Origin of the sequence: Kocuria rosea (assembly GCF_023715525.1) — a bacterium.
GTDB lineage: Bacteria > Actinomycetota > Actinomycetes > Actinomycetales > Micrococcaceae > Kocuria > Kocuria rosea_A.
The window spans coordinates 42,055-67,383 of the sequence record NZ_JAMBOG010000013.1; the positions used below are offsets into that span (position 1 = coordinate 42,055).

Consider the following 25,329-nt stretch of genomic DNA (forward strand, 5'->3'; position numbering starts at 1 on the left):
GGGTGCTCGATCGGGATCGGATGTGGTGGAGACGAGGGGACTCGAACCCCTAACCCTCTGCTTGCAAAGCAGATGCGCTACCAATTGCGCCACGTCCCCGCAGTTCCGGGCTACTCCACCTCGTCGGTGGCGTCGGCCCAGGCCGTGCGGTCGGCATCGGCCTCGCGCAGCTTCGTGAGCACCGCGACGGACGCGCCGATCAGAGCCACTGTCGCAGCCAATTTCCTGTTCACGACCGCCTCCTGGCCTGGCAGTGTTGGGAACCGTGGGCGTACCAGGAATTGAACCTGGGACCTCTTCGTTATCAGCGAAGCGCTCTAACCGTCTGAGCTATACGCCCTTCCAGCCCTTGCGGACCGAGAAGAAACGATACCCGAGTTGCCGACCCGTGCCAAATCGCCCGGGCACGGGCCGGCGCCCCGGGATCCGCGGGGTCAGTCGTCCGTGAGGGTGACCCCGACGCCGCCCACGAGGGCCGCCGCGATGTTGTAGAGCAGCGCGGCCAGCACGGACAGCGCGGTCAGCAGAATGACGTTGACGACCGAGACGATCGTCGCGAAGATCGCCACCTGCCCCAGGGACAGGAAGTCCTTGATGTCCAGGGCCCCGCCCGTGCCGCCCAGCATGCCGAGCAGCTCGTTGATGCCGTCGAACAGGCCCGTGAGGTCCAGGACGATCCACAGCACCACCGAGGCGACCACGGTGATGATCCCGAGCGCCACCGACAGCAGGAACGCGAGCTTGAGCACCGACCAGGTGTCCACCTTGGAGACGACCAGCCGGGCCCGGCGCACCCGCGGGCGCGGGGCGGGCCGGACCAGGCCCTTGGTGGAGGCCCCGGGCTTCGGGCCCGCCGCCGGCCGGGCGGCGGGAGCCTTCTGCGGGGCGGTTCCCGACGCCGGGCGCACCGGGGCGGGACTCGTCCGGGGCGCGGACGCGAGGGGGGCGCGTCCGGACTTGCCGGCGGCGTTGGAGCCGGAACTCGAGCTCATGCGTTACCTCCGTTGTTCTTCGCGTCCAACGCTACTTCATCGTCGCCCGCGTCCCCGCTTCCGGGGACGGGCTCGAGCACCTCGGCCTCCTGGAGGCCGGCCTCCTCGGCGTCCAGGACGTCGGCCGTCTCCATGGTCTCGTCGAACTGCACGTCGACCTCGGCCACCGCCTCGGCGTCGACCTCCTCCGCGATCTCGCGTTCGGCGTTGCGGGCCACGCCCACGATCGAGTCGCCCTGGGCGGGCTTCGCGAAGATCACACCCATGGTGTCGCGACCCTTGGCGGGGACCTCCGAGGCGCTGGTGCGCACGACCTTGCCGGCCTCCATGATCACGAGGACCTCGTCCTCCTCGCCGACGATGAGCCCGCCGACCAGGCGGCCGCGCTGCTCGGCGAGCTTGGCGACCTTGATGCCGAGGCCGCCGCGGCCCTGCACCCGGTACTCGTCGACCTTGGTCCGCTTGGCGTAGCCGCCCTCGGTCACCACGAACACGTAGGACTCGTCGGTGACCACGTTGGCGGACAGCAACTCGTCGCCGTCGCGGAACTTCATGCCGGTGACGCCCGAGGTGGCCCGGCCCATCGGGCGCAGCACGTCGTCGCCGGCGGTGAAGCGCAGGGACATGCCGTTGCGGGAGATCAGCAGCAGGTCGTCCTCGGCGGAGGCCAGCTGGGCGGAGACGAGCTCGTCGCCGTCGCGCAGGTTGATCGCGATGACCCCCGCGGAGCGGTTCGTGTCGTAGTCCTCCAGGCGGGTCTTCTTGACCAGGCCGCTGCGGGTGGCCAGGACGAGGTACGGTGCGTCGTCGTAGGAGCGCAGCTCCATGACCTGCGCGATCCGCTCCCCCGGCTGGAAGGCCATCAGGTTCGCGACGTGCTGGCCCTTCGCGTCCCGGCCCGCCTCGAGCAGCTCGTAGGCCTTGGTGCGGTAGACCCGTCCCAGGTTCGTGAAGAACAGGATCCAGTTGTGGGTGGTGGTGACGAAGAAGTGCTCGACGACGTCGTCGCCGCGCAGCTGCGCGCCCTTGACGCCCTTGCCGCCGCGGCGCTGGGACCGGTACTGGTCGGAGCGCGTGCGCTTGACGTATCCGCCGCGGGTGATGGTCACGACCATCTCCTCCTCGGGGATGAGGTCCTCCATCGACATGTCGCCGCCGTAGCCGAGCATGATCTCCGAGCGGCGGTCGTCGCCGAAGCGGGCCACGATCTCGTCGAGCTCCTGCGCGATGATCCCGCGCTGGCGCTCCTCCGAGGCGATGATCTCGGTGTACTCCGCGATGAGCCGCTCGAGCTCGGCGTGGCGGTCCACGATCTTCTGCCGCTCCAGGGCCGCGAGCCGGCGCAGCTGCATGTTGAGGATGGCCTGCGCCTGGTCCTCGTCGATCTGCAGCAGCCCCATGAGCCCGGAGCGGGCGTCGTCGGCCGTCGGGGAGCGGCGGATCAGGGCGATCACCTCGTCGAGGGCGTCGAGCGCCTTGAGCAGGCCCCGCAGGATGTGGGCCTCGGCCTCGGCCTGGCGCAGGCGGTACCGGGTCCGGCGGACGATGACGTCCATCTGGTGGGTGACCCAGTGCCGGATGAACGCGTCGAGGCTCAGCGTGCGCGGCACGCCGTCCACGAGCGCGAGCATGTTCGCGGAGAAGTTGTCCTGCAGCTGCGTGTGCTTGTAGAGGTTGTTCAGCACGACCTTCGGGACGGCGTCGCGCTTGAGCACGATGACGAGGCGCTGACCGGTGCGCCCCGAGGTCTCGTCGCGGATGTCGGCGATCCCGGTGATCCGCCCGTCCTTGACGAGGTCGGCGATCTTCATGGCCAGGTTGTCCGGGTTCGCCTGGTACGGCAGCTCGGTGACCACCAGGCAGGTGCGCCCGTGGATCTCCTCCACGTTGACCACCGCGCGCATCGGGATGGACCCGCGGCCGGTGCGGTAGGCATCCTCGATCCCCTTGCGGCCGAGGATCTGCGCGCCGGTCGGGAAATCGGGGCCCTTGATCCGCGCGATGAGCTCCTCGAGGAGCACCTCGCTGGAGGCGTCCGGGTTCTTCAGGTACCACTGCACGCCGTCCGCGACCTCGCGCAGGTTGTGCGGCGGGATGTTGGTGGCCATGCCCACGGCGATGCCCGAGGAGCCGTTGACGAGCAGGTTGGGGAACCGGGACGGGAGGACCGCCGGCTCCTGGTTCTTGCCGTCGTAGTTGTCCTGGAAGTCGACGGTCTCCTCGTGGATGTCCCGGACCATCTCCATGGCGATGGGCGCCATCTTGGTCTCGGTGTAGCGCGGGGCCGCGGCGCCGTCGTTGCCGGGAGAGCCGAAGTTCCCCTGGCCGAGGGCGAGCGGGTAGCGCATGACCCAGTCCTGGATCAGGCGCACGAGGGCGTCGTAGATCGCGGAGTCGCCGTGCGGGTGGTACTGGCCCATGACCTCGCCGACCACGCGGGCGCACTTGTTGAAGGAGCGCTCCGGCCGGTAGCCGCCGTCGTACATCGCGTAGATCACCCGGCGGTGCACCGGCTTGAGCCCGTCGCGGACGTCCGGCAGGGCCCGGCCCACGATGACCGCCATCGCGTAGTCGAGGTAGGACCGCTGCATCTCCGTCTGCAGGTCCACCTGCTCCACGCGGTCGGTCAGCACGGGGGTGTTCTCGAGGTCGCCGGAGGCCGCCGCGTCGTCCGGCGTCCGCCCGTCCTGGGTCTCGTCACTCATGAGGTCTTTCCGTTCTGTCTGCTGGTTCCCGGTGCTCCGCGTCCGCCGGCGAGCCGTGGTGCATGCTCAGCCAGGCATATTTCGCGGGTCAGATGTCGAGGAACCGGATGTCCTTGGCGTTCTGCTGGATGAACTCGCGGCGGGACTCCACGTCCTCGCCCATGAGCACGGAGAACGTCTGGTCCGCCGCGGCGGCGTCCTCCATGGTGACCTGCAGCAGGGTGCGCCGGTCGGGGTCCATCGTGGTGTCCCACAGCTCGGTGTAATCCATCTCGCCGAGGCCCTTGTAGCGCTGGATGCCGTTGTCCTTGGGCAGGCGCTGGTTGTTGGCCAGCCCGCGCGCCACGACCTCGTCCCGCTCGGCGTCCGAGTAGACGTAGTCGTGCGGGGCGTTGGACCACTTGATGCGGTACAGCGGCGGCTGGGCGAGATAGACGAAGCCGTGCTCGATGAGCGGGCGCATGAAGCGGAACAGCAGCGTCAGCAGCAGCGTGGTGATGTGCTGGCCGTCCACGTCCGCGTCCGCCATGAGCACGATCTTGTGGTAGCGCGCCTTCTCGATGTTGAAGTCGTCGCCGATGCCCGCCCCGAAGGCCGTGATCATCGACTGCACCTCGGCGTTGGACAGCGCCCGGTCCAGGCGGGCGCGCTCCACGTTGAGGATCTTGCCGCGCAGCGGGAGGATCGCCTGGTGCGCGGGGTCACGGCCCTGGACCGCGGAGCCGCCCGCGGAGTCGCCCTCCACGAGGTAGATCTCGGAGACCGCGGGGTCCTTGGAGGAGCAGTCCTTGAGCTTGCCGGGCATGCCGCCGGACTCCAGCAGGCCCTTGCGCCGGGTGGTCTCGCGGGCCTTGCGGGCCGCCAGCCGCGCCTGCGACGCGTTGATCGCCTTGCGGATGATCTCCCGGGCGGCGGCGGGGTTGCGCTCGAGCCAGTCCCCGAACCGGTCGTTGACCTCGCGCTGGACGAAGGCCTTCGCCTCGGAGTTGCCGAGCTTGGTCTTGGTCTGCCCCTCGAACTGCGGCTCCGCGAGCTTGATCGAGATGACCGCGGTCAGGCCCTCGCGGACGTCGTCGCCCGTGAGGTTCTCGTCCTTGTCCCGGAGCAGCTTGTTCTCCCGGGCGTACCGGTTCACGAGCGAGGTCAGGGCCGCGCGGAAGCCCTCCTCGTGGGTGCCGCCCTCGTGGGTGTTGATCGTGTTGGCGTAGGTGTGCACCGACTCGCTGTACGCCGTGGTCCACTGCATCGCCAGCTCGAGCGACATCCTGCGCTCGGCGTCCTCGGACTCGATCGCGATGACGTCCTCGTGCACGAGGTCGGACTTCTTGGTGGTGTTGAGGAAGGTCACGTAGTCCAGCAGGCCGTGATCGTACTTGTAGACGACCCGGCGGTGGCCGGCGGCGTCGTGGCCCGGGTGGTTGAGCTGGGGCGCGTCCGTGCCGCCGTCACGGCCCTCGACGGGCTCGGCGGCGGGGTTGGGCGCGGAGCCCGCGATCTCCTCGCCGGACTCGTCCTGGTGCCGCTCGTCGGTCAGGGTGATCTTCAGGCCCTTGTTGAGGAACGCCATCTGCTGGAAGCGCGCCCGCAGGGTCTCGAAGTCGAAGGCGACGGTCTCGAAGATCGCCGGGTCCGGGTAGAAGACCTGGGTGGTGCCGGTCTCGCCGGTCTCCTCCCCCGGCACGAGCGGGCCCTGGGGCACGCCGCCGTCGGCGAACGCCATCCGCCACACGCGCCCCTGGCGCCGGACCTCGGTCTCGACGCGCCGGGAGAGGGCGTTGACCACGGAGATGCCCACGCCGTGCAGGCCGCCGGAGACGGCGTACCCGCCGCCGCCGAACTTGCCGCCCGCGTGCAGGATCGTCATGACGACCTCGACGGTGGGCTTGCCCTCGGTCGGGTGGATGTCCACGGGGATGCCGCGGCCGTTGTCCACGACCTTGACCCCGCCGTCGGCCTGCAGGACGACCTCGATGTGGTCGCAGTAGCCGGCCAGGGCCTCGTCGACGGAGTTGTCGACGACCTCGTAGACGAGGTGGTGCAGCCCGCGCGGGCCGGTCGAGCCGATGTACATGCCGGGCCGCTTCCGGACGGCCTCGAGCCCCTCCAGGACGGTGATGTCACCGGCGCCGTACTCGCGCTTCTGCGGTTCCTCTGTTGCCACGGGTTGCTGGCTCCTCCTGTTGGGCGTCGCGGCCGCTCCGGACAGCACAGGACGACGCCGATGAGACGTGCGGCGGCTCATCGGTTCTGCGGTGTCGGAGCGGTTCGACGTGGCCGGGTGCCCGCGCCGCGGGCGGGGGTGCCGCGATCGGCCGCGGGGGCCCGGTCCGTCGATTCCTGTCTGAGAACGATTCTACCGGAAAACGGGAGGCTCGGCGCGCCCGCAGATGCCCTTCAGCGGCCGGAGAACGGCCTCAGGACGTATTTTCGGGGGCTCCACCACCACGGGGACGCTCCCCGGGGGGCGCGAAGCGCCACAGGCCCGTCCAGCAGTCCCGGACCGCGCCGGGCGGGGTGCGCTCACCCGTAGGTGTCCCGCGGCCCCCGTCCGCGCACCGACCGCCGGCCGCGCTTCCAGCTCGGCGCCGCCGGCCCCAGGATCTCGATCCTCGTGATGATCCCCTCCCCCAGCTGCTCGTCGAAGGTGCGCAGCAGCTGGGGGACCATGAGCCGCAGGTTCGCGGCGTAGGCCGTGGAGTCGCACCGGACCCGCACCACCGTCTCGTCGAAGCTCTCCGGGCGGCAGTGCCCGGAGATCCCCGGGCCCACGAGGTCGTCCCACCGGGAGAGCACGGAGCCGACCGCGACGGGGGCCTTCCACCCCCGCCCCGCCACCAGGGAGTCCAGGACCGAGCCCACGCCGCGGGGGTCCCGCGCGGAGCGGCCCGCCCCGGAGTAGCCCCCGAGGGCGCGGGGGTCCACGTCGTTGCCCCGCCGGCGGCGCTCGGCCGGCGAGGCGGTCGCGGACTCCATGGCCGCGCCGAAGCCCTTGAGGTTGCGCCGCGCCGCCGTTCCGTGCAGCCGCCCGTCGCCCCGGGCCTCCGCGGCCCGGCGCATCCGCTCCAGCAGGGCCGCCGGCGCGTCGATCTCGTCCTCGATCCGGACGACGTGCTCCTCGGCCGCCGCCTCGGTGCCCTCGGCCGCGCCCTGCGCGGCGGGGTCCTCGCGCCCGTCCCCGCTCACGCCGGCGGCCCCTCCCCCGCCCGCTCGGCGGTCGGATCGGCGGTCTGTCCACCGGCCGGATCGTCCGCCCGCTCGGCGGTCCCCGGCCCCACCCGCACCACGCCGTGGGGGCCGGCGACGAGCTCGGCGGGCAGGTCCTCCTCGACCGCGGCCGTCACGAGCACCTGCTCGGCGGAGGCCACGATCGCGGCGAGCCGGCTCCGGCGCCGGGCGTCGAGCTCCGCGAAGACGTCGTCGAGGACGAGGATCGGCGCCGCGCCCTCCGACGGGTCGTCGGCCAGGTGCACGTACCAGGAGCCCAGGCGCAGCGCCAGGGCGTAGGACCACGTCTCCCCGTGCGAGGCGTAGCCGCGGGCCGGGGCCTCGCCGAGCAGCAGCTCGAGCTCGTCCCGGTGGGGGCCCAGCAGGGTGATCCCCCGCTCGACCTCCCGCTGCTCCGAGCTCTCGCACGCCTCCAGGACCAGCTGGTGCAGGTCTGCCGGGGAGAAGCCGCGCAGCCGGGCGACGTCGCCGCCGGCGCTCTCCGGCAGCACCGAGGACACGTAGCGCAGCGTGGTCTGCTTGCTGCCGTCGGTGAGCTGGCCGTGGGCGGTGGCGACCTGCGGGGCGAGGGCGTCGAGCAGCTGCAGGCGCGCGTGCAGGATGGTGGCCCCCGCGCGGGCGAACTGGTCGTTCCACGCTGCGAGCGTGGAACGGTGCGTGGCGGTGAAGCGTCCGCTCGAGCGGGCCGAGCGCAGCAGGGCGTTGCGCTGCCGGAGGACCTTCTCGTAGTCGGCCAGGGTGCCGGCCAGGACGGGGCGCATCGACTTGGCCAGGTCGTCGAGGAAGCGGCGGCGGTGCGAGGGGTCGCCCTTCACGAGCGCGAGGTCCTCGGGCGAGAACAGGACCGTGCGCACGATCCCGAGCGCGTCCCGCGCCCGGACGGGGGCCGCCCGGTTGATCCGCACGCGATTGGCCCGGCCGTCGTTGAGCTCGAACTCCAGCACGGTCTGCTGCCCGCCGCGCCGCACCCGGACCCGGACGATGGCGCGCTCGGCGCCGAAGCGGATCAGCGGACCGTCGGAGGAGACGCGGTGGGAGGCGAGGTCGGCGGTCCAGTCCAGGGCCTCGACGATGTTCGTCTTGCCCACGCCGTTCGGCCCGAGGAACACGGTGATCCCGGGCTCCAGACGCATGTCGAGATGGGCATACGTCCGGAAGTCGAGCAGGGAGAGGTGGTCGACGAACACGCCGGGGTCAGCAGCTTCCGAGTCCGGGCCGGGAGGTCACTGGCTGGGCAGCCGGACCGGCATCAGCAGGTACTTGTAGTCGTCCTTGTCCTCGCCGTCGGGGGTCTCCTGCGCGGAGAGCACCGCCGGCTTGGGCGGGGCGGTGAACGAGAACCGCACGTACTCGGAGGCGAAGGCGTGCAGGCCCTCGGAGAGGTACGTGGGGTTGAACGCGACCGTGATGTCGTCGCCGGTGAGGTGCGCGGAGAGGACCTCGGAGGCCTGGGCGTCCTCCCCGGTGCCGGCGTCGAGGGCCACCTGGCCCTGGGTGAAGGCGAGCCGGACGGGCGTGTTGCGCTCGGCCACGAGCGATACGCGCCGGACGGCCTCGACGAGGTCGCCGGTGCGCACCGCCGCGGTGATCGGGGTGTGCTCGGGGAACAGCGAGCGGATCTTCGGGTACTCCCCGTCGATGAGCAGGCTCGTGGTGCGGCGGCCGCCGGACTCGAAGCCGACGAGCTCGGCGGAGTCGGACAGCGCGATGTTGATGTCCCCGGCGGGCCCCAGGGTTTTGGCGATGTCGTTGAGGGTCCGGGCCTTGATCAGCGCGGCCGTCGAGAGGTCGTTCGCGGTCGGCCGCCAGGTGAGCTCGCGCATGGCCAGGCGGTAGCGGTCGGTCGCGAGCAGCGTCATCTTCTCGCCCTCGATCTCCACGCGCACGCCGGTGAGGATCGGCAGGGTGTCGTCCTTGCTCGCGGCGATGTTGACCTGGGCCACCGCGTGGGCGAACTCGTCCCCGGCCACCACGCCGGAGACGTCGGGCAGCGCCGGCAGCTCGGGGTAGTCGCCCACCGGCATGGCCGCGAGGTTGAAGCGGGACGAGCGGCAGGTCAGGACGACCTTGCCCTCGTCGGCGTGGACCTCGACGGGGGCGGAGGGCAGGGATCGGCAGATGTCGGCGAGCAGGCGTCCGGAGACGAGGGTGGTGCCCTCCTCCTGGACGTCCGCGCTGATGGACAGCCGTGCCGAGATCTCGTAGTCGAAGCTCGCGATGGACAGCGACCCGCCCTCGGCACGGATCAATAGACCGGACAGCACGGGCACCGGGGGCCGAGGAGACAGGGACCGGGCGGTCCAGGTCACGGCCTCGGCGAGAACATCGCGTTCGACGGAGAACTTCACGAGAGGTTGCTGCCTTTCAGTCTGATCAGGGGCGGCGGGGCCCCCGTCCGGGTCCCGCTTCCCGCAGGAAGAGGGCTCCGGGCGCCGCAGGGCGCCGCGGAGCAGGACGTGGCTCGCCGTGTGCATCGTATCCATGCGCTCCGAGCGCTGGCTATTCCGCCACGGAGGGCGCAGCCCGGGGGAGTAGCCGGTCGGGGACGGGTCTCGTCGCGGGGCGGAACCACAGGATTCTTGTTCTTTGGCCGGGATCTCTTTAAGGATGGGAGTGTTAATAACCGCTGTGGAATCTGTGGATAAGTGCCTCTCGGCCAGGTTCCGTCCGGGCCGGTCCTGTTGACTTCTTGTGATTCGCGGTCCACCGAAACCGGTCCGGCCGGTGGACGGGACCCGCGCCGTTCTGCGGGTTCCACAGGCGAGGGCCCGGTTGTACCGAGCTTGTCCACCGATGGAGCCCCGATCTCCACAATCTTGTCCACAGGTGTGGGTTGCGGTCTGTGCACAGCCGCTCCACAGGCGAGGAATTCCTGTGCACGGACGGGTCGTGCGGCCCGTGACGGCGCGGATCCGGCCTGTGGACGAACGACAGGAAAGGGGTCCGCCGGAGCACCGGCGGACCCCTGGGGGCAGGAAGGAGGGCCGGTCAGCCCTCGCGCTGCTGCTGCTTGATCCGGTTCGTCAGCTCGGTCACCTGGTTGAAGATCTGCCGGCGCTCGGCCATGAGGGTGCGGATCTTGCGGTCCGCGTGCATGACCGTGGTGTGGTCCCGCCCGCCCAGCTCCTGGCCGATCTTCGGCAGGGACATGTCGGTCAGCTCCCGCAGCAGGTACATGGCGATCTGCCGCGCGGTGACCAGGGTCCGGGTGCGCGACTTGCTCTTGAGCTCCTCGAGGGTGATGTCGAAGTAGACCGCCGTCTGGGCCAGGATCGAGGCGGCCGTGATCTCCTGCGCGCCGTCGTCGGTGATGAGGTCCTTGAGCACCAGCTCGGCCAGGGGCAGGTCCACGGCCTGCTTGTTGAGGGACGCGAAGGCGGTGACGCGGATCAGCGCCCCCTCGAGCTCGCGGATGTTGGTGGAGATGTGGGAGGCGATGTACTCGAGGACGTCGTCGGGGGCGTCCATGCCGTCGCTGACCGCCTTCTTGCGCAGGATCGCGATGCGGGTCTCGAGCTCGGGCGGCTGCACGTCCGTGATCAGGCCCCACTCGAAGCGCGAGCGCATCCGCTCCGCGAAGCCGGTCAGCTGCTTGGGCGGCATGTCCGAGGTGATCACGATCTGCTTCTCGTGGTTGTGCAGCGCGTTGAAGGTGTGGAAGAACTCCTCCTGCGTGTGCTCCTTGCCGGCGAGGAACTGGATGTCGTCGATCAGCAGCATGTCCACGTTGCGGTAGATCTCCTTGAAGGAGGACCCCTCGTCGTCGCGGATGGAGTTGATGAAGTCGTTCGTGAACTCCTCCGAGTTCACGTAGCGCACCCGCACCTGGGGGTAGAGGCGCTTGGCGTAGTGGCCGATCGCGTGCAGCAGGTGCGTCTTGCCCAGCCCGGACTCCCCGTAGATGAACAGCGGGTTGTACGCCTTGGCGGGCGTCTCTGCGACGGCGAACGCCGCCGCGTGCGCGAAGCGGTTGGACTGCCCGATCACGAAGGAGTCGAACACGTACTTCGGGTTCAGCCGCGCGGAGCTGTCCCACTCCCCCACCACGGCGGGTGCGGTGCCGGTGTCCCGGGCGGGGCGCCGGGGCGGGGCGGCCTGCGGGTCGCGCGGCGGCGGCAGCGTCCGGGTGCCCACGCCGGCCTCCCGCGCCGGAACCGGCTGGGCGGGGAACGACATCGCCGGCTGGTCCGACCACGAGGGGTCGGAGGACCGGGCGGGGTCGGCGGAGGTCGGCTCGTCAGTGCGGCCGCGCTCGGCCTCGAGCTCGTCGATCGGCGGCAGCGAGGGCGCGGGGGTCTGCTCCGGCGCCGGGGCGGCCTCGAGGTCGGCGTCGACGACGAACGCCACCAGGGTCTCGGGGCTGAAGGCCCGTCCCACGGCGGAGCGCAGCACGGAGGCCATCTGGTTCTGGAAGAACTCGCGGGTCAGCTCGTTGGGCACGGCCACGAGCAGGGTGGTCCCGATCAGCCCCTGGGGCTGGGCCAGGGAGATGAACCCCCGGTAGCGGCCGGTGGTCATCGGATCCTCGTACATGTACTGCACGCACTCGGCCCACTGCGCGCTGAGCGCCTGATTGTCCTGCGTGCCCACGCGTACTCCTGCTGTCATGTCGTCGAGTTGTCGTCGAGGTTCCGAGGCGGTGGACGGGTCGTCCGGGCCCGGGATGGGAAGGCTTGTCCACAGCGTTGTTCACAACGGTGGAAAAGCTGTCGGGGGCCAGCCGCGAGAGCCAGCCTAGAACATGCGTCCGGCCTGTTCATAGCGGCTCCGTTGGCGCCCCGGGAACTACATCCTTGTAGTTCGGGCCCGGATCCGCGCCGTTCCGCGGGTCTCGGCGGGCAGGTTTTCCACAGGATGTGACCAAGATCCGTGCACACCTGTGGGTAGGATGTGGACTGCACACGTTCCCCGCCCGCTCCGGCCGGTCGTCGTTCCGGTCCCGGTGCTCCGCCGCCCGCCCGGGGCCACCGTCCCGCGGGCGTCCCGTCCTCCGTCCGGAGCAGGCTCCGGCCCGCCCCGGATTTGACCGTCCCCTGCCCGTTGTCTAGGGTGGGGTAGTCTTTTGTGTCTGCGGTCATGCCTGTTCGCATGCCCGGACGCATCCACCAGCACTGCCGCGCCCGCCCGCTCGTCCTGCCGCTCCGGCGCCGAGGACGAGGGTGGGCGCGCACCCCGACGTCTTTGGAGTAACCAGTGAGCAAGCGGACTTTTCAGCCGAATAACCGCCGTCGCGCCAAGAAGCACGGCTTCCGCGCTCGGATGCGGACCCGTGCCGGCCGCGCCATTCTCGCGGCCCGCCGCAGCAAGGGCCGCACCGAGCTCTCCGCCTGAGTCTTCCGTGTCGGATCCGGCGGCGCGCTCGACCAGCCCCCTCCCGGGGGCGGTCCGCCGAGCGGTGCCACCGGCCCCCCAGGAGCCCCGCCGTGCTGCCTGAGCAGCACCGGATGCGGACCTCGGTCCAGTTCAAGGCCACCACGCGTTCCGGCGCCCGCAACGGGCGCCGGAACGTCGTCGTATATGTGCACCCCACGGACGGGGCGCAGCCCGCGCGCTTCGGCTTCGTGGTCTCCAAGGCCGTGGGCAACGCGGTGCGGCGCAACAAGGTGAAGCGCCGCCTGCGGGAGCTCGCCCAGTCGACCCTCAGGCAGGCGCCGTACGGTTACGACGTCGTGGTCCGTGCCCTGCCCCCGGCCGCCGCCGCCGGATGGCCGGATCTGGCGGCCGACTACGGCAGGGCGTGGCGCGCGGCGTCGGCCCGTGCCGGCGTGCCCGCCTCCGCGGACCGGGTCCCCGCACCCGAGCAGAGATCCACCCGACAGGAGGAGCCCGAGAGATGAGCGAGCACGCGCCCGAGCACCTCCTCGTCGCCGCTCCCCACGAGTTCGTCCGGCCCGCGACGGCCGGGCAGGCGCTCTGGTTCCTGCCGCAGAACGTGCTCATCGCGCTCCTCAAGCTCTACCGGTCCATCGTCTCCCCGCTCTACGGCGACGTCTGCCGGTACTTCCCCAGCTGCTCCGCCTATGCGCTCGAGTCCGTCACCGTGCACGGCGCCGTGCGCGGCCTGGGCCTCAGCGTGCGGCGCCTCCTGCGCTGCCACCCCTGGGCGGCCGGCGGGATCGACAGGGTCCCGGACGGGGGCCGGGTCTTCCCCGACTTCGCGTCCCTGCCCAAGATCGTCCTGCTGAACCACCCGACCCTGGCCGAGCGCCACCAGCACCGTCCCGCCGAGGACACCGGTCCCGCGGCCCAAGGAGAGCCTTCCCCATGAACCTGTTCGAAATGATCCTCTTCCCCTTCAGGTGGGTCGTCTCCGCCGTGCTGTGGGTGTTCCACGAGCTGCTCACGGCCGTCGGGATGGACCCGGCCGCGGGCATCACCTGGGTGCTCTCGATCGTGGGCCTGACCCTGGTCATGCGCACGCTGACCATCCCGCTGTTCCTCAAGCAGATCAAGTCCATGCGCGGCATGCAGGAGCTGCAGCCGGAGATGGCGAAGCTGCAGGCCAAGTACAAGGGCAAGAAGGACCAGCTCTCCCGCCAGGCCATGGCGCAGGAGCAGATGGAGCTGTACAAGAAGCACGGCTCCAACCCGTTCTCCGCGTGCCTGCCGATCCTCGTGCAGATGCCGATCTTCTTCGGCCTGTTCCAGGTGCTCAACGGCGTCCCCCAGGCCGCCGCCGCCGGCGAGACGATCCACGTGCTGGACGCCTCCCGCGTGCAGTCCTTCAACGAGGCCACCTTCTTCGGCGCGCCCCTGTTCTCCACCCTGCTCAACCCCGGCAACGGCAACCACGTGGCCACGATCGTCCTGGCCCTCGTGATGATCGTCGCGATGTCCGCCACGCAGTTCATCACCCAGAAGCAGCTGACGTCCAAGAACATGAGCGAGACTGCCAAGGCCTCCCCCATGTACCGCCAGCAGCAGATGATGCTCTACCTGTTCCCGCTCGTCTTCGCGATCGGCGGCATCAACTTCCCCATCGGCGTCCTCATCTACTGGACCGTCTCCAACGTGTGGTCCATGGGCCAGCAGTGGTGGGTCATCCGCAACAACCCCACCCCCGGCTCCCAGGCCGAGCAGGAGCTCAACGACCGCCGCGCGGCCAAGGGGCTTCCCCCGCTGGGCAAGACCAAGGAGGAGCACGAGGCCGAGCTGGAGGAGCAGCGCGCCCGCGCGGCCGCCGGCCAGCGGCAGCAGCCCGTCGGCAAGAAGCGCCAGAAGCAGCAGGCGAAGAAGAAGCAGACGCGGTGATCCCCGCCGGGTCCCCCGGTTCGACCCCCTCCCCCGCCCGTGGCCGGTCCCACCCTGCCACGGGCCCGCACCGCCCCCAGGAGACGACATGACCGACATCCGGCAGACCACGCAGGACGCCGACGAGGCCCAGCCGCTCGAGCCCCGGGCGACGGACACGCAGGGCCCGGCCGACGACGGCACGACGGCCGCCGTGGCCGCCCCGGCCCTCGACGCCCTCGAGGAAGAGGGCGAGGTCGCCGCCGACTACCTCGAGGAGCTGCTGGACACGGCGGACCTCGACGGGGACATCGACATCGAGGTGCGGGACGGCCGGACCTACCTCTCCGTCGTGGCCGAGGGCGACGACAGCGAGGGACTCTCCGTGCTGGTCGGGGAGGACGGCGAGGTCCTGGAGGCGCTCCAGGAGCTCGTGCGCCTGTCCGTGCTTGCGGCCACGGGCCGCCGCTCCCGGCTGGTGCTGGACGTCGGGGGCTACCGCGAGCGGCGCTCCTCCGCCCTGCGCGAGATGGCCCTCGCGGCCGTGCGCGAGGCCCGGGAGACCGGCGGGCGCGTGCACCTCGACCCGCTCTCCGCCTACGAGCGCAAGATCGTCCACGACGTCGTCGCGGACGAGGGCCTCCTCAGCGAGTCCGAGGGCGACGGCGCGGCACGGCACATCGTCGTGTCCGTCCAGGAGGGCTGATGAGCGCGCCCGAGCGACCCGCTCCCGCCCCGCAGGAGGCCCCTCTCCCCGACGCCCGGGAACGGGCGGCCGCCGAGCAGCTCTTCGGCGAGCGGCTCGGGCTGGCCGAGCGCTACGTGGCGCACCTGGCCTCGTCGGGCATCGTGCGGGGACTCATCGGGCCCCGTGAGGTCCCCCGGCTGTGGAGCCGTCACGTGCTCAACTGCGCCGTCGTGGAGGAGCTCGTTCCCCAGGACGCGCGCGTGGCCGACGTCGGCTCCGGCGCCGGCCTGCCCGGCCTGTGCCTGGCCCTGGCGCGCCCGGACCTGCACCTGACGCTCATCGAGCCCCTGGAGCGCCGGGTGCAGTGGCTCGAGGAGGTCGTGGCCGACCTCGGCCTGACCAACGTGCGCGTGCTCCGTGCCCGCGCCGAGCAGGCCGGGACCGAGGTCGACGACGTCGACGTCGTCACGGCCCGCGCGGTGTCGGCGCTCGTGGGACTGCTGGACATCACCCTGCCCCTGCTCCGCGGCCGCGGCGAGCTGCTGGCCCTCAAGGGGCGCTCCGCGGCCGAGGAGGTCGAGAAGGCGGGCAAGAAGCTCCACCGCTACGGCGCCCGGTCGACCGAGGTCCTCACCGCGGGCGCGGACCTGCTCGCGGAACCGACCACGGTGGTCCGCGTCCGGCTGTGAGGACCGCCCCGGCAGGTGTCACCCCGGTCAGGGGCGGCGGTAGGCTGGGACGAGTGTGCCACGGACATCCTCCGGCCCCGTACCGGGGCGCGGGCGGGGAGCCGGCACGGCCCCGGCACCTCTCCCCCGCGGAGGGCGTGCCCCCGACGGAGCGAGTTCGAGAAGAACCGGGAAGGTGCGCAGTCAGATGCCGAGCGACGACGGCGCGGAGGCCCGCCAGGGCTTCGACATGGGGTTTCCTCCGGATCCCGTGGCTCAACCGATGAAGGTTGTGCCGGATCGGGGAACTCGTGTTTCACGTGAAACGGACGCACCGCCGTCCGGGAGGACGACAACGATGGTGGAGGACACGCCACTGGGGAGGAAGCTCGTGGAAGAGACCAGGCGACGCGCCAGGCTGAAGAAGGTCCAGCTGGAGAAGCCCGCGGCGACGCGGGTCTTCACCATCAGCAACCAGAAGGGCGGCGTCGGAAAGACCAGCACCTCGGTGAACCTCGCCGTGGCGCTGGCCCGCCAGGGGCAGAACGTCCTGGTGATCGACAACGACCCGCAGGGCAACGCCTCCACCGCCCTCGGCATCGAGCACAGCTCGGACGTGGACAGCACCTATGACGTGCTCATCGACGAGATGCCGATCGCGGACGCCGTGAAGCAGTCCTCGGAGGCGGAGAACCTGTGGGTCGTGCCCGCCACGATCGACCTGGCCGGCGCGGAGATCGAGCTCGTCTCCATGGTGGCCCGGGAGCACCGGCTGCGGCGGGCGCTCGAGGCCTACGCACGCCGGCGTGAGGAGGACGGGCTCGAGCGCCTCGACTACGTCTTCATCGACTGCCCGCCCAGCCTGGGGCTGCTGACCCTCAACGCCTTCGTGGCCGCGACCGAGGTGCTCATCCCCATCCAGTGCGAGTACTACGCGCTCGAGGGCCTGAGCCAGCTGCTGAAGAACATCGAGATGATCCAAAAGCACCTGAACCCCGAGCTGAAGGTCTCCACGATCCTGCTCACGATGTACGACGGGCGCACCAACCTCGCGTCCCAGGTGGCCGAGGAGGTGCGGACCCACTTCCCCCACGAGGTGCTGGAGACGGTGATCCCCCGCTCGGTGCGCATCTCGGAGGCACCCAGCTACCAGCAGAGTGTCATCAGCTACGACCCGAGCTCGACGGGAGCCCTCTCCTACCTGGAGGCCGCCGCGGAGATCGCCCAGCGCGCCGGGCGCTGACTCTCCCCTCCCGCCGTCCCTGGACGCCCGCCTCCCCCGGAGGCGGGCGTCCGTCGTCCCGCTCCCCCGTGGTGCGCCGACCTGCCGGGACGGTCCCGGGGCGCGGTCTCCGGCGTGCAGGTGCTCCGTTAGAATTGGTCGGATTGCCGCAGCACGGAAAGGAACATCGTGAGCGAACGACGACGTGGACTCGGCCGAGGTCTCGGCGCCCTGATCCCCAGCACTCCCCCGGCCGCGCAGGAGACCACCACTGCACCGGATCGGTCCGGGACGCCTGCGGCGCCCGCTGCCGGACCGGACGGCGCCGACCGCCGGGGCGCGACGGCCGGTCCCGTTCCACGTGAAACATCGCCCGTGGCCGCACCGCAAAAGGATTCCGCCGCCCCCGCCCCGGTGGGCGCGGAGCACGGTGCGGCGGCACGCTCCTCGGACGCCGGGCCCAGGCGACCCGCCGGTCCGGCCGCGCGCCCGAAGGCAATCAAGTCGCGGATGGACATGGGTGAGGCGCTGCGCAACACCACCCTGGTCAGCCGCCCGTCAGACATGTTCTTCCTCCCGTCCGTACCGGACCCGGACACCGGCCAACAGGACTCCACCGGCCCCGATGTTCCACGGGAAACGGAGGCTCCGACCTCTCCGGAGCCGGCCGGGACTCCGACGGCACCGACGGGGCCCGCCGCCGCAGCCCGCCCGGACCGTGCCGCCCCCGCTCCATCGACGACCGACTCGCCAACGGCCGAATCGGCGACGCCCGCCGTCGCTCCACCGGCCGATCCTCCGGCCCCCGCCGCGGCGGAACCCTCCGCCGAAGCGGTTTCACGTGAAACGACGACGGGCACCAGGAGCCTGGCCACGGTGCCCGGGGCGACGTTCGCCGAGCTGCCGGTCGCCTCCATCCACCCCAACCGGAAGCAGCCCCGTCAGGTCTTCGACGAGGAGGAGCTGGCCGAGCTGGCGTACTCGATCGGCGAGCTCGGCGTGCTCCAGCCGATCGTCGTGCGCTCCAGCCGGGAGGGCGGGGACAAGCAGTACGAGCTGGTCATGGGGGAGCGGCGGTGGCGGGCCACCCAGCGGGCCGGTCTGGCCACGATCCCCGCCATCGTCCGGGAGACGTCCGACGACGACCTGCTGCGCGACGCCCTGCTCGAGAACCTGCACCGCAGCCAGCTGAACCCTCTCGAGGAGGCCGCGGCCTACCAGCAGCTGCTGGAGGAGTTCGGCGCCACGCAGGAGGAGCTGGCGCGGCGGATCGGGCGCTCCCGTCCGCAGATCAGCAACACCATCCGCCTGCTGAAGCTCCCCCCGCTGGTCCAGCGCCGCGTGGCGGCCGGTGTTCTCTCGGCGGGCCACGCCCGTGCGCTGCTCGCCCTGGCGGATCCCGCGGAGATGGAACGGCTCGCGCAGCGGATCGTCGCGGAGGGGCTGTCGGTGCGGGCGACGGAGGAGGCGGTGGCGCTGTTCGACCGGTCGAAGAAGGCCCCCGAGCGCGTGCCGGCGGCCGCGCCGCGGCACCAGGAGCGGCTGGACTACATCGCCGAGGCCTTCGCCGACCGGCTGGACACGAGCGTGAAGATCGCGCTGGGGGCGCGGAAGGGACGGATGACCATCGAGTTCGCCTCCGTCGAGGACCTGAACCGCATCATCGAGGTGCTCGACCCCGGGATGGACCGGTCCTAGCCGACGACGGCCCCACGGAGAAGCCCCGGTGTTCCACGTGGAACACCGGGGCTTCTCCGTGAGGCCGTCGCGGCGGCGGCGGGGACGGGCGAGGCCTCAGAGGCCGTTGTACTCCGCGAGGTCGCCGAGGCGCATCGTGCCCGTGGGGACGTCCTGGTCGGCCAGTAGGAACATCCGCTGGAGCCCGAAGACGAGGGCCTCCGCCAGGTGGTTGCGGTGCTCGGCGTCGGCCAGTGCCGCGCGGTCCACCGGGCTGGAGAGATAGCCCAAATCCAGCCACACCGTGGGGGCGCCCAGGGACCGGAGCAGCTCCCACTGCCGCGGGTGCGCCCCGAGGTCGAGCGCCCCCGTCCGCGCGACCATCTCCTTGAGGACGAGGACGGCCGCACGCTCGCCGATGGGGGAGTAGACCTCCGAGCCGTCCTGCTCGCCCCAGTAGTAGGCGGCGACGCCGGAGGCCGCGGGCGAGCGGTTCCAGTCGCAGTGCAGCGACAGCACGACCGCCTCGGGGTGCTCGTCCGTGACCACCCGGGCCGAGGCCACAGCGCGCACCGGGTGGCCCCGGCGGTCGCGGAACTCGCGGCCGGAGGACACGACGGCCGGGTCGGCGCCGATCTCGTGGAGCAGCTCCCAGGCCCGCACCGCCACGTCGCACGTGATCTCGTCGGCGCGGTCCACGAAGTCCCCGGGGGCCGAGGCCGCAGGCTGCTGGCCGGAGGAGCGCGAGGGCACCAGCACCACGGGGCGCCCGCGCAGCGCGGAGCTCGCGCGCTCGAGCCGGTGGTAGTCCCGCAGGGAGAAGGCCTTGGAGGAGGTGATGTTCTTGTTGATCCGGGCCAGCGCCGCGATCGTCTCGCGGTCCACGACCCCGGTGGCCGGCAGACCGAGGCTCTGCTGCAGCTCCGTGACGGCGTAGTGGGTGCTCTTGGCGAACGCGCCGTTGAGGTGACCGTAGTAGAAGCCCAACCGGGAGAGGTTGTGCTGCAGCATGGTGACGTCGTCACCGCGGAGGGGCTGGTCCCCGTCCAGGAAGAGGGGGCGGTCCCCCAGGGCGTACTGCGCCTCGTTGAGCGCGCGCTCCGTCTCGGGGCCCACGAGCCCGTCGACGATCAGCCCCCGCTCCTGCTGGAAGGCGCGCACGGCCGCGTCGACGTGGTCGTCGAAGTAGGAGGGGTTGTTGACGTCCTGTGGTGCCAGGTACGCCACGGTGACCCCCGCGCGGAGCAGGCGCTCCCGCAGGCTGGTCACGCGCCGGCTCGTCATGGTCCGGCGCAGCATCGGTTCGGTGTCGTCGAGGTTCACGGAAGTCCCACGGGTCGTCGGGTCGTCGGGGGTGGTGCGCGAACGGCTCATCCGTCCCCTCCCGGCGGGGGAGGGGACGGATGAGCCGGACGTGGAGGGGATGTCGGGGACCCGATCAGTTCCCGGGGGTGAGGTAGTCGGCGAACTCGCGCTCCAGGGCGCTCTTGGGCTTGGCGCCGATGGCCTTGCGGACCACCTCGCCGTCGGCGAAGAGGTAGATCGCGGGGATGGAGGTGATGCCGTACTGGGAGGCGACGGCCGGGTTCTCGTCCACGTTGAGCTTCACGACCTCGACGGCGTCCGCGTGCTCCGCGGCGATGGCGTCCAGCACCGGGCCGACCATCCGGCAGGGGCCGCACCACTCGGCCCAGAAGTCCACGATGACGGGCTTGCTGGACTCGAGGACCTCGGTCCGGAAGTCGGCGTCGGTGACGTTCTTGGCAGCACTCATGATGTCTCCTTGTCCGGGCGTCCGGCACGCACAGCGCGTGCCCGACGCCCACGGGTGGCTCGCCGAGCGACTCGGACGAGCGGGCGGATCGTGTTCGATTATGACCCATGCGGTGGCGGGACAGGGCCCGCGCCCGCACCGGCCGGGCTCAGCTGTGCAGCACCGAGCGGCTGTGGAGGGCCGCCAGGTAGTGCTCAACGTCGACGGCCGCGACGCAGCCCGAGCCGGCGGCGGTGATCGCCTGCCGGTAGGTGGCGTCCACGACGTCGCCGGCCGCGAAGACCCCGGCCAGGCTGGTGGTGGAGCTGCGGCCGTCCACGGCGATCGTGCCGTCCACGGTGAGCTCCAGCTGGTCCTTGACCAGGTCCGTGCGGGGATCCGAGCCGATCGCCACGAACAGGCCCGTCACCGGCAGCTCGGAGGTCTCCTTGGTCTGGGTGTCGCGCAGGGCGAGGGACTCGACCTTGTCCGCCCCGTTGATGCCCACGACCTCGGTGTTCCACAGCACGTTGATCTTCGGGTCGTCGAAGGCACGCTGCTGCATGATCTCCGAGGCGCGGAAGCTGTCGCGGCGGTGGATGATCGTGACCTTGGCGGCGAACTTGGTGAGGAAGGTGGCCTCCTCCAGGGCGGAGTCGCCGCCGCCGACCACGGCGATGTGCTGCTCCTTGAAGAAGAAGCCGTCGCACGTGGCGCACCAGCTGACCCCGTGGCCGGAGAGCCGCTTCTCGTCCGGCAGCCCGAGCTCGCGGTAGGCGGAGCCGGTCGCGATGATCACGGCGTGGGCGCGGTGGACGGAGCCGTCCTCGAGGGTCACGGTCTTGATCTCGCCCTCGAGCTCGACGGCGACGACGTCCTCGTAGCGGATGTCGGCCCCGAAGCGCTCGGCCTGCTGCTGCATGCTGGACATGAGCTCCGGGCCCATGATGCCGTCGACGAACCCGGGGTAGTTCTCGACCTCGGTCGTGTTCATGAGCTCGCCACCGGCCGTCACGGACCCGGCGAAGACGATCGGCCGCAGGTTGGCGCGCGCGGTGTAGATCGCGGCGGTGTACCCGGCGGGGCCGGAGCCGACGACGATGACCTCGTGGACGGTCCCGTCCTCCGCGGTGACCGTCGGCTCGTCGTTCTTGGGAGCGAGGTCCAGGGCGTTGATGACGGGACCGAAGTCGGGGCTCACTGTTCTGCTGACCTTCCGTGAAGGGAGCGGCCGGACGCGCCGGCCGCGGGGACCACTGGCACAACGGGGCGCGCCCGGCGGATATTCCGGGGACGGGCGCGCCCCGCGGCGCAGGGGAGCGGGGTGCTCAGCCGAGCTGGATCTCGCCGACCCGCAGCCCGTAGGGGTAGCCCGCGATGGGGTTGGTCAACTGCGGCAGCTGGGTCCAGTTCACGATGACGTACTGGTGCTCGCCGTCCTGGGCCGCCGCGGCGAGGGGGACCGTGATCTCCGGGCCCGTGAAGGCGCCGGAGCCCACCTGCTGGGCGCCCTCGAGGCCCGGGGTGTCGTTGACGTAGACGTCGAACAGCCCGCCCGAGCCCGCGGACTGGCTGATCCGCACCTCCCGCACCGGGGCGGGCTCCCGGAGCTGGACCGCGAGGCCCACGCTGGGCGTCCGGTTGCCGAAGCTCGCGTCGGAGAACCCGTAGCTGATCCAGTAGGTGGCGGGGTTGCCGTCGACGACCTGGCCCAGCTGCGCGTCCTGGTCCGCCATGAAGCCCGGGTCCGTCGGCACCAGGCGCAGCGCGCCCGCGGCGTCGGGCTCGGCCGGTGCCTGCTCCGTGGGGCTCGGCGCCGCGCTCGGCTGCCGGTCCTGCTGCTCCGCGGCGGGGGCGCTCGCGACGGGCTCCGGGTCCTCCGGGCCGCCGAAGAGCCCGCCCAGCCGGTCGAAGCCGAGGACCACGGCCCCGACGAGCACGGCGAGCAGCAGGGCCAGCAGCCACACCAGGCCGCGGCCGCCCTTCTTCCCGACCGGCTGCGGGTCCTGCTCGCGCGGCGGCGCCCCGGCCGTGCCGGGCTCGTCGAAGGGCGTCTCCTGGTGCTCGTCGTACCAGCTGTCGTAGCGGTTGTCGCCGTCGTAGCCGGGATCGATGTCCGTGCCGGCGACACGCCCGGCCGCGGCCGCGGTCCCGCTGGCCGCGGCCCGGTCGAAGAGGGTCGACCGGGTGGAGGTGGCGCTGACGCGCACGGGCCGGCCGAGGCGGGTGCGCACGGAGGGGGCGGGGGCGGCGGCGTCGTAGGAGTCGTCGTGCTCCCAGCGGGTCACCCTGGCCCCGGGGGCGGCGCCGGCGAGGCCGTCGGACGGTGCGGCCGCGACCACGGGCTGCGGGCTGGTGGGCTCCGGCTCGTCGTAGACGTAGGAGCTGCCGCCGCCGGTGCGGGGGGCGCCGAAGATGTCGTCGCCGAGGGACTCGTCCTCGATCTCGTCCGGCTCCACGAGCAGGGAGTCGAGCATGTCCGCGGCGGGGGTGTGGGAGGTCACGAGGTAGGTGTGCGCGTCCGCCTGGCCGAGGTCCAGGATCTGGAAGGGCGCGCCGAGGCTGCCGTTGGCCATGGAGCGCGCGTTCTCCACCAGCAGGGGCGTGTGCTGCTCGGCGGGCAGCAGGATCGAGACGCGGCGGCCGAGGATCTGGTCCTGGCCCTCGAGCACGTGGTCGCCCTCGGCGGTGGCCAGCACGTCCGAGACGACCTTGTAGCGGCCGCCGAGGACGGAACCGAGCTTCATCGGTGCAGGCACGTTGGCTCCCTGGGGGTCGGGAATTCGCGGGGGGCCGGAATTCGGGGTGGGGTCGGCCGGAGGGCGGGCGGGGCGGGTGCCCTTCCCCCGGTCACCGACCAGTCAGCACTTTACCGGTCCCCGGCGCGGGTCCGTGAGATCCGCCTCACGTGCTCAGCGGCCGAGTCGGGCGAGGACCGGGCGCAGCAGCCCGTCGAGCTCCCGCACGCGGCACAGTCTGAGGGCGCCGAGATAGGCCACGCCCATCGCGGTGCCGCCGACGGCGAGGGTCACGACCGCGGTGAGCTGGTTGGCCCAGGGGAACCCGCCCGGGTCGTAGCCGCCGAGCAGGTGCAGGACCACGGCGCCCACGGCCCCGGCGAGCAGGGACGCGGCGAGGATCCGCACGTGGGAGTTCAGGACGTGGGCGACGTCGTAGTCGCCGATCCGGCGGACGAGCACCCGGTGGTAGAGGAGCGTGCTGAGCACGTTCTGCGCCGCGTAGCAGCCGGCGACCGCGAAGACGATGTGCTCGGGGGGCACGAACGCCCAAATCGCCGCGGCGCAGGCCACGGTGAACACGGCCACCCCAATCTGGACCAGGAACGGCGTGCGGGCGTCCTCCTGGGCGTAGAACGCCCGGCCGAGCATGAAGGAGGTCGACATGAACGGCGCGCCGATCGCGATGACGGTGACGACCTGGCCCACGACCGCGCCCGCGGAGGCCACGCCGCCGCTGAAGAGCATGCCGATCGGGCCCGCGTAGACGATCAGCGCGACGGTTGCGAAGACCGTGGCCACCCCGGTGATGCGCAGGCTCGAGGACAGGGAGGCGACCATGCCGGCCCGGTCCCCGTCGGTCGAGGCGGCGGCCATCCGGTTGAACAGCACCGTGGCGATGGACAGCCCGATCACCCCGTGGGGCAGCGAGTAGAGCATCGAGGCGTGGTTGAGGGCGGTCACGCCGGCGATCTGCTGGGGCGGGTCCATCGCGAGGTACTGCGCCCGGGCGCCCGTGGGGATCGCCGCGACCTTGGTCAGGGCCAGGAACGCGAGGTTGGCGATGAGCCCGGTGGCCAGCGTCCAGCCGCCCAGCCGCGCGGCGGTGGAGAGGCCGATCCCGCGCCAGCCGAAGCGCGGGCGCAGCCCCAGTCCGAGGCGCCTCAGCGGCAGGAACAGGACGAGGGCCTGCAGGGCCACGCCCAGGGTCGCGGTGGCGGCCAGCCACCAGGTCTTGGCGGGCGTCCAGTCCTCGAGGGTGTGCGGGTCCTGCGCGTACGCCCCGAACTGCTGGATGAACACCAGCAGGGCGGCGATCGCCACGACGTTGTTGAGCACCGGCGCCCACATGTAGGCGCCGAACGCCCCCTTGGCGTTGAGCACCTGGCCGACCACGGTGTAGAGGCCGTAGAAGAAGATCTGCGGGAACGTGAACAGGGCGAACGTGGTCCCCAGGGCGATCTGGCCGTCGGTCCAGCCGGAGCCCATGGTCCGGATGATGGGCTCGGCCAGCACCACCACCACGGCGGCCACGCCCAGCAGGGCGAGCACGGCGAGGGTCAGCAGCCGGGAGATGTAGTCGGCCCCGGCGTCGTCGTTCCGGGAGGCCTTGATGATCTGGGGGACGAGCACCGCGTTGAAGATGCCGCCGGCCACGAGGACGTAGATGAGATTGGGCAGCTGGTTGGCGAGCTCGAAGACGTCCGCGATCGTGGTGATGGAGCCGACGGCCACGGTGAGCAGGATGGTCCTGACGAAGCCCAGGGCGCGGGAGACCAGCGTGCCGGAGGCCATGATGGCGCTGGAGGCCGCCCCCGAGCGTCGTGCCGGGGCGGCCGCGGCGCCCCCGGCGGTCTCAGAGCTGGTGGATGATGTATTCACGTGCGATGTCCGCGATGCGCCGTTCGTTGGGGAAGGACAGCTTCCGGCCCAGGTCGTCGATGTTCACCCAGGCGACGTCCACGGCCTCGTGGTCGGGGTCGTTGTCCGTGGTCAGGTGCCCGCCCGTGGCCCGCAGCAGGAAGTGGTGGACCGTCTTGTGCACGCGGTGGCCGGAGACCGTGAACCAGTAGTCGATGCTGCCCAGCGGGCTCAGGACCTCCCCGGCGATCCCGGTCTCCTCCTCGATCTCGCGGATCGCGGCTTCCTCGTTGGTCTCCTCGTTCTCCGGGTGGCCCTTGGGCAGGCACCACTCGAGGCGTCCGCCCCGGTTGATCCGGGCGATGATGGCCACCGGGTGGGAGGGTGTGCCGAGGTCGACGACGATCCCGCCGGCGGAGACTTCCTCGACCGTGGGCAGCGCGGCGGCCGGTGCGGTCGGCCGCTTCTTCGGTGCGCTGGGTACGGGGAAAGCCATGTCTCCTACCTTAGCCACAATCTTCCGGGCTCCCGTGGGGGCGCCTGGACGCTCCCCGGACGCGCTCCCGCGGCG

The 25,329-nt window shown here is 71.5% G+C and carries 22 protein-coding genes and 2 tRNA genes; 8 read left to right on the forward strand and 16 right to left on the reverse strand.

What is annotated here, in order from left to right:
* Positions 1–23: 23 nt before the first annotated feature.
* From M3185_RS10780 to dnaA, 10 genes are all read right to left on the reverse strand, one after another.
* Positions 24–99, reverse strand: a tRNA-Ala gene (locus tag M3185_RS10780).
* An 11-nt stretch (positions 100–110) separates the two neighbouring features.
* Entirely contained in the window at positions 111–233 is a 123-nt protein-coding gene (locus M3185_RS17175; RefSeq protein WP_285859756.1) for a hypothetical protein, read from the reverse strand.
* Between the two features lie 33 nt (positions 234–266).
* A tRNA-Ile gene (locus M3185_RS10785) sits at positions 267–340 on the reverse strand.
* 94 nt (positions 341–434) lie between these two features.
* Positions 435–992, reverse strand: a complete 558-nt coding sequence (locus tag M3185_RS10790) for a DUF3566 domain-containing protein (RefSeq protein WP_251333680.1) — start codon at positions 990–992, stop codon at positions 435–437.
* A complete protein-coding gene (gene gyrA / locus M3185_RS10795) occupies positions 989–3,697 on the reverse strand; it encodes a DNA gyrase subunit A (RefSeq protein ID WP_285859757.1) in 2,709 nt (902 codons plus the stop codon). Before gyrA ends, M3185_RS10790 begins: the two co-directional genes overlap by 4 nt.
* Before the next feature lie 88 nt (positions 3,698–3,785).
* A complete protein-coding gene (gyrB, locus tag M3185_RS10800) occupies positions 3,786–5,858 on the reverse strand; it encodes a DNA topoisomerase (ATP-hydrolyzing) subunit B (protein ID WP_251333681.1) in 2,073 nt (690 codons plus the stop codon).
* A 359-nt stretch (positions 5,859–6,217) separates the two neighbouring features.
* Positions 6,218–6,880, reverse strand: coding sequence for a DUF721 domain-containing protein (locus M3185_RS10805; protein ID WP_308222193.1), 663 nt, complete (start codon positions 6,878–6,880; stop codon positions 6,218–6,220).
* A complete protein-coding gene (gene recF, locus M3185_RS10810) occupies positions 6,877–8,109 on the reverse strand; it encodes a DNA replication/repair protein RecF (protein ID WP_251333682.1) in 1,233 nt (410 codons plus the stop codon). The genes M3185_RS10805 and recF overlap by 4 nt, the downstream gene beginning before the upstream one ends.
* Before the next feature lie 36 nt (positions 8,110–8,145).
* Positions 8,146–9,270 (reverse strand): DNA polymerase III subunit beta, encoded by a 1,125-nt coding sequence (gene dnaN / locus M3185_RS10815; RefSeq protein WP_251333683.1) that lies wholly within the window; start codon positions 9,268–9,270, stop codon positions 8,146–8,148.
* Between the two features lie 640 nt (positions 9,271–9,910).
* Positions 9,911–11,455 carry a chromosomal replication initiator protein DnaA gene (dnaA, locus tag M3185_RS10820; RefSeq protein WP_251333717.1) on the reverse strand — a complete coding sequence of 515 codons (1,545 nt, stop codon included), beginning with the start codon at positions 11,453–11,455 and terminating at the stop codon, positions 9,911–9,913.
* Between the two features lie 660 nt (positions 11,456–12,115).
* Here dnaA and rpmH point away from each other — a divergent pair.
* The 8 genes from rpmH (at position 12,116) to M3185_RS10860 (ending at position 18,428) form a co-directional block, all read left to right on the forward strand.
* A complete protein-coding gene (gene rpmH / locus M3185_RS10825; protein WP_019181680.1) occupies positions 12,116–12,253 on the forward strand; it encodes a 50S ribosomal protein L34 in 138 nt (45 codons plus the stop codon).
* Between the two features lie 92 nt (positions 12,254–12,345).
* On the forward strand, positions 12,346–12,759 hold the full coding sequence (rnpA, locus tag M3185_RS10830) for a ribonuclease P protein component (RefSeq protein ID WP_251333684.1): 414 nt from the start codon (positions 12,346–12,348) through the stop codon (positions 12,757–12,759).
* Entirely contained in the window at positions 12,756–13,190 is a 435-nt protein-coding gene (yidD, locus tag M3185_RS10835) for a membrane protein insertion efficiency factor YidD (protein WP_251333685.1), read from the forward strand. Before rnpA ends, yidD begins: the two co-directional genes overlap by 4 nt.
* Positions 13,187–14,173, forward strand: coding sequence for a membrane protein insertase YidC (gene yidC, locus M3185_RS10840; protein WP_251333686.1), 987 nt, complete (start codon positions 13,187–13,189; stop codon positions 14,171–14,173). The genes yidD and yidC overlap by 4 nt, the downstream gene beginning before the upstream one ends.
* Before the next feature lie 88 nt (positions 14,174–14,261).
* Positions 14,262–14,858 carry a Jag family protein gene (locus tag M3185_RS10845; protein WP_251333687.1) on the forward strand — a complete coding sequence of 199 codons (597 nt, stop codon included), beginning with the start codon at positions 14,262–14,264 and terminating at the stop codon, positions 14,856–14,858.
* Positions 14,858–15,529: a 16S rRNA (guanine(527)-N(7))-methyltransferase RsmG gene (rsmG, locus tag M3185_RS10850; RefSeq protein ID WP_251333688.1), complete on the forward strand. Its 672-nt coding sequence runs from the start codon at positions 14,858–14,860 to the stop codon at positions 15,527–15,529. Before M3185_RS10845 ends, rsmG begins: the two co-directional genes overlap by 1 nt.
* Positions 15,530–15,899: 370 nt before the next feature.
* A complete protein-coding gene (locus tag M3185_RS10855) occupies positions 15,900–16,751 on the forward strand; it encodes a ParA family protein (RefSeq protein ID WP_374238498.1) in 852 nt (283 codons plus the stop codon).
* 495 nt (positions 16,752–17,246) lie between these two features.
* Positions 17,247–18,428: a ParB/RepB/Spo0J family partition protein gene (locus M3185_RS10860; protein WP_251333718.1), complete on the forward strand. Its 1,182-nt coding sequence runs from the start codon at positions 17,247–17,249 to the stop codon at positions 18,426–18,428.
* A gap of 96 nt (positions 18,429–18,524) precedes the next feature.
* On the opposite strand, the gene M3185_RS10865 is transcribed toward M3185_RS10860, so the two are convergent.
* The 6 genes from M3185_RS10865 to M3185_RS10890 form a co-directional block, all read right to left on the reverse strand.
* Positions 18,525–19,781 (reverse strand): peptidoglycan-binding protein, encoded by a 1,257-nt coding sequence (locus M3185_RS10865; protein WP_251333690.1) that lies wholly within the window; start codon positions 19,779–19,781, stop codon positions 18,525–18,527.
* A gap of 64 nt (positions 19,782–19,845) precedes the next feature.
* Complete coding sequence (trxA, locus tag M3185_RS10870) at positions 19,846–20,181, reverse strand: thioredoxin (RefSeq protein WP_251333691.1); 336 nt, start codon at positions 20,179–20,181, stop codon at positions 19,846–19,848.
* 148 nt (positions 20,182–20,329) lie between these two features.
* Positions 20,330–21,361: a thioredoxin-disulfide reductase gene (trxB, locus tag M3185_RS10875; protein WP_374238499.1), complete on the reverse strand. Its 1,032-nt coding sequence runs from the start codon at positions 21,359–21,361 to the stop codon at positions 20,330–20,332.
* Between the two features lie 127 nt (positions 21,362–21,488).
* Positions 21,489–22,919 (reverse strand): hypothetical protein, encoded by a 1,431-nt coding sequence (locus M3185_RS10880; RefSeq protein ID WP_251333692.1) that lies wholly within the window; start codon positions 22,917–22,919, stop codon positions 21,489–21,491.
* A 153-nt stretch (positions 22,920–23,072) separates the two neighbouring features.
* Complete coding sequence (gene murJ / locus M3185_RS10885; RefSeq protein ID WP_251333720.1) at positions 23,073–24,692, reverse strand: murein biosynthesis integral membrane protein MurJ; 1,620 nt, start codon at positions 24,690–24,692, stop codon at positions 23,073–23,075.
* A 61-nt stretch (positions 24,693–24,753) separates the two neighbouring features.
* Positions 24,754–25,254 (reverse strand): NUDIX domain-containing protein, encoded by a 501-nt coding sequence (locus tag M3185_RS10890; RefSeq protein WP_251333693.1) that lies wholly within the window; start codon positions 25,252–25,254, stop codon positions 24,754–24,756.
* Positions 25,255–25,329: the final 75 nt, after the last annotated feature.

Excerpts from the sequence above, each read along its gene's own strand:
- yidD (WP_251333685.1), top strand. The coding sequence starts at position 12,756 with ATGAGCGAGCACGCGCCCGAGCACCTCCTCGTCGCCGCTCCCCACGAG.
- rsmG (WP_251333688.1), top strand. The coding sequence starts at position 14,858 with ATGAGCGCGCCCGAGCGACCCGCTCCCGCCCCGCAGGAGGCCCCTCTC.
- gyrA (WP_285859757.1), bottom strand. The coding sequence starts at position 3,697 with ATGAGTGACGAGACCCAGGACGGGCGGACGCCGGACGACGCGGCGGCC.
- M3185_RS10865 (WP_251333690.1), bottom strand. The coding sequence starts at position 19,781 with ATGAGCCGTTCGCGCACCACCCCCGACGACCCGACGACCCGTGGGACT.
- M3185_RS10860 (WP_251333718.1), top strand. The coding sequence starts at position 17,247 with ATGGGTGAGGCGCTGCGCAACACCACCCTGGTCAGCCGCCCGTCAGAC.
- dnaA (WP_251333717.1), bottom strand. The coding sequence starts at position 11,455 with ATGTACGAGGATCCGATGACCACCGGCCGCTACCGGGGGTTCATCTCC.
- yidC (WP_251333686.1), top strand. The coding sequence starts at position 13,187 with ATGAACCTGTTCGAAATGATCCTCTTCCCCTTCAGGTGGGTCGTCTCC.
- M3185_RS10845 (WP_251333687.1), top strand. The coding sequence starts at position 14,262 with ATGACCGACATCCGGCAGACCACGCAGGACGCCGACGAGGCCCAGCCG.
- M3185_RS10890 (WP_251333693.1), bottom strand. The coding sequence starts at position 25,254 with ATGGCTTTCCCCGTACCCAGCGCACCGAAGAAGCGGCCGACCGCACCG.
- trxA (WP_251333691.1), bottom strand. The coding sequence starts at position 20,181 with ATGAGTGCTGCCAAGAACGTCACCGACGCCGACTTCCGGACCGAGGTC.
- murJ (WP_251333720.1), bottom strand. The coding sequence starts at position 24,692 with ATGGCCTCCGGCACGCTGGTCTCCCGCGCCCTGGGCTTCGTCAGGACC.
- M3185_RS10790 (WP_251333680.1), bottom strand. The coding sequence starts at position 992 with ATGAGCTCGAGTTCCGGCTCCAACGCCGCCGGCAAGTCCGGACGCGCC.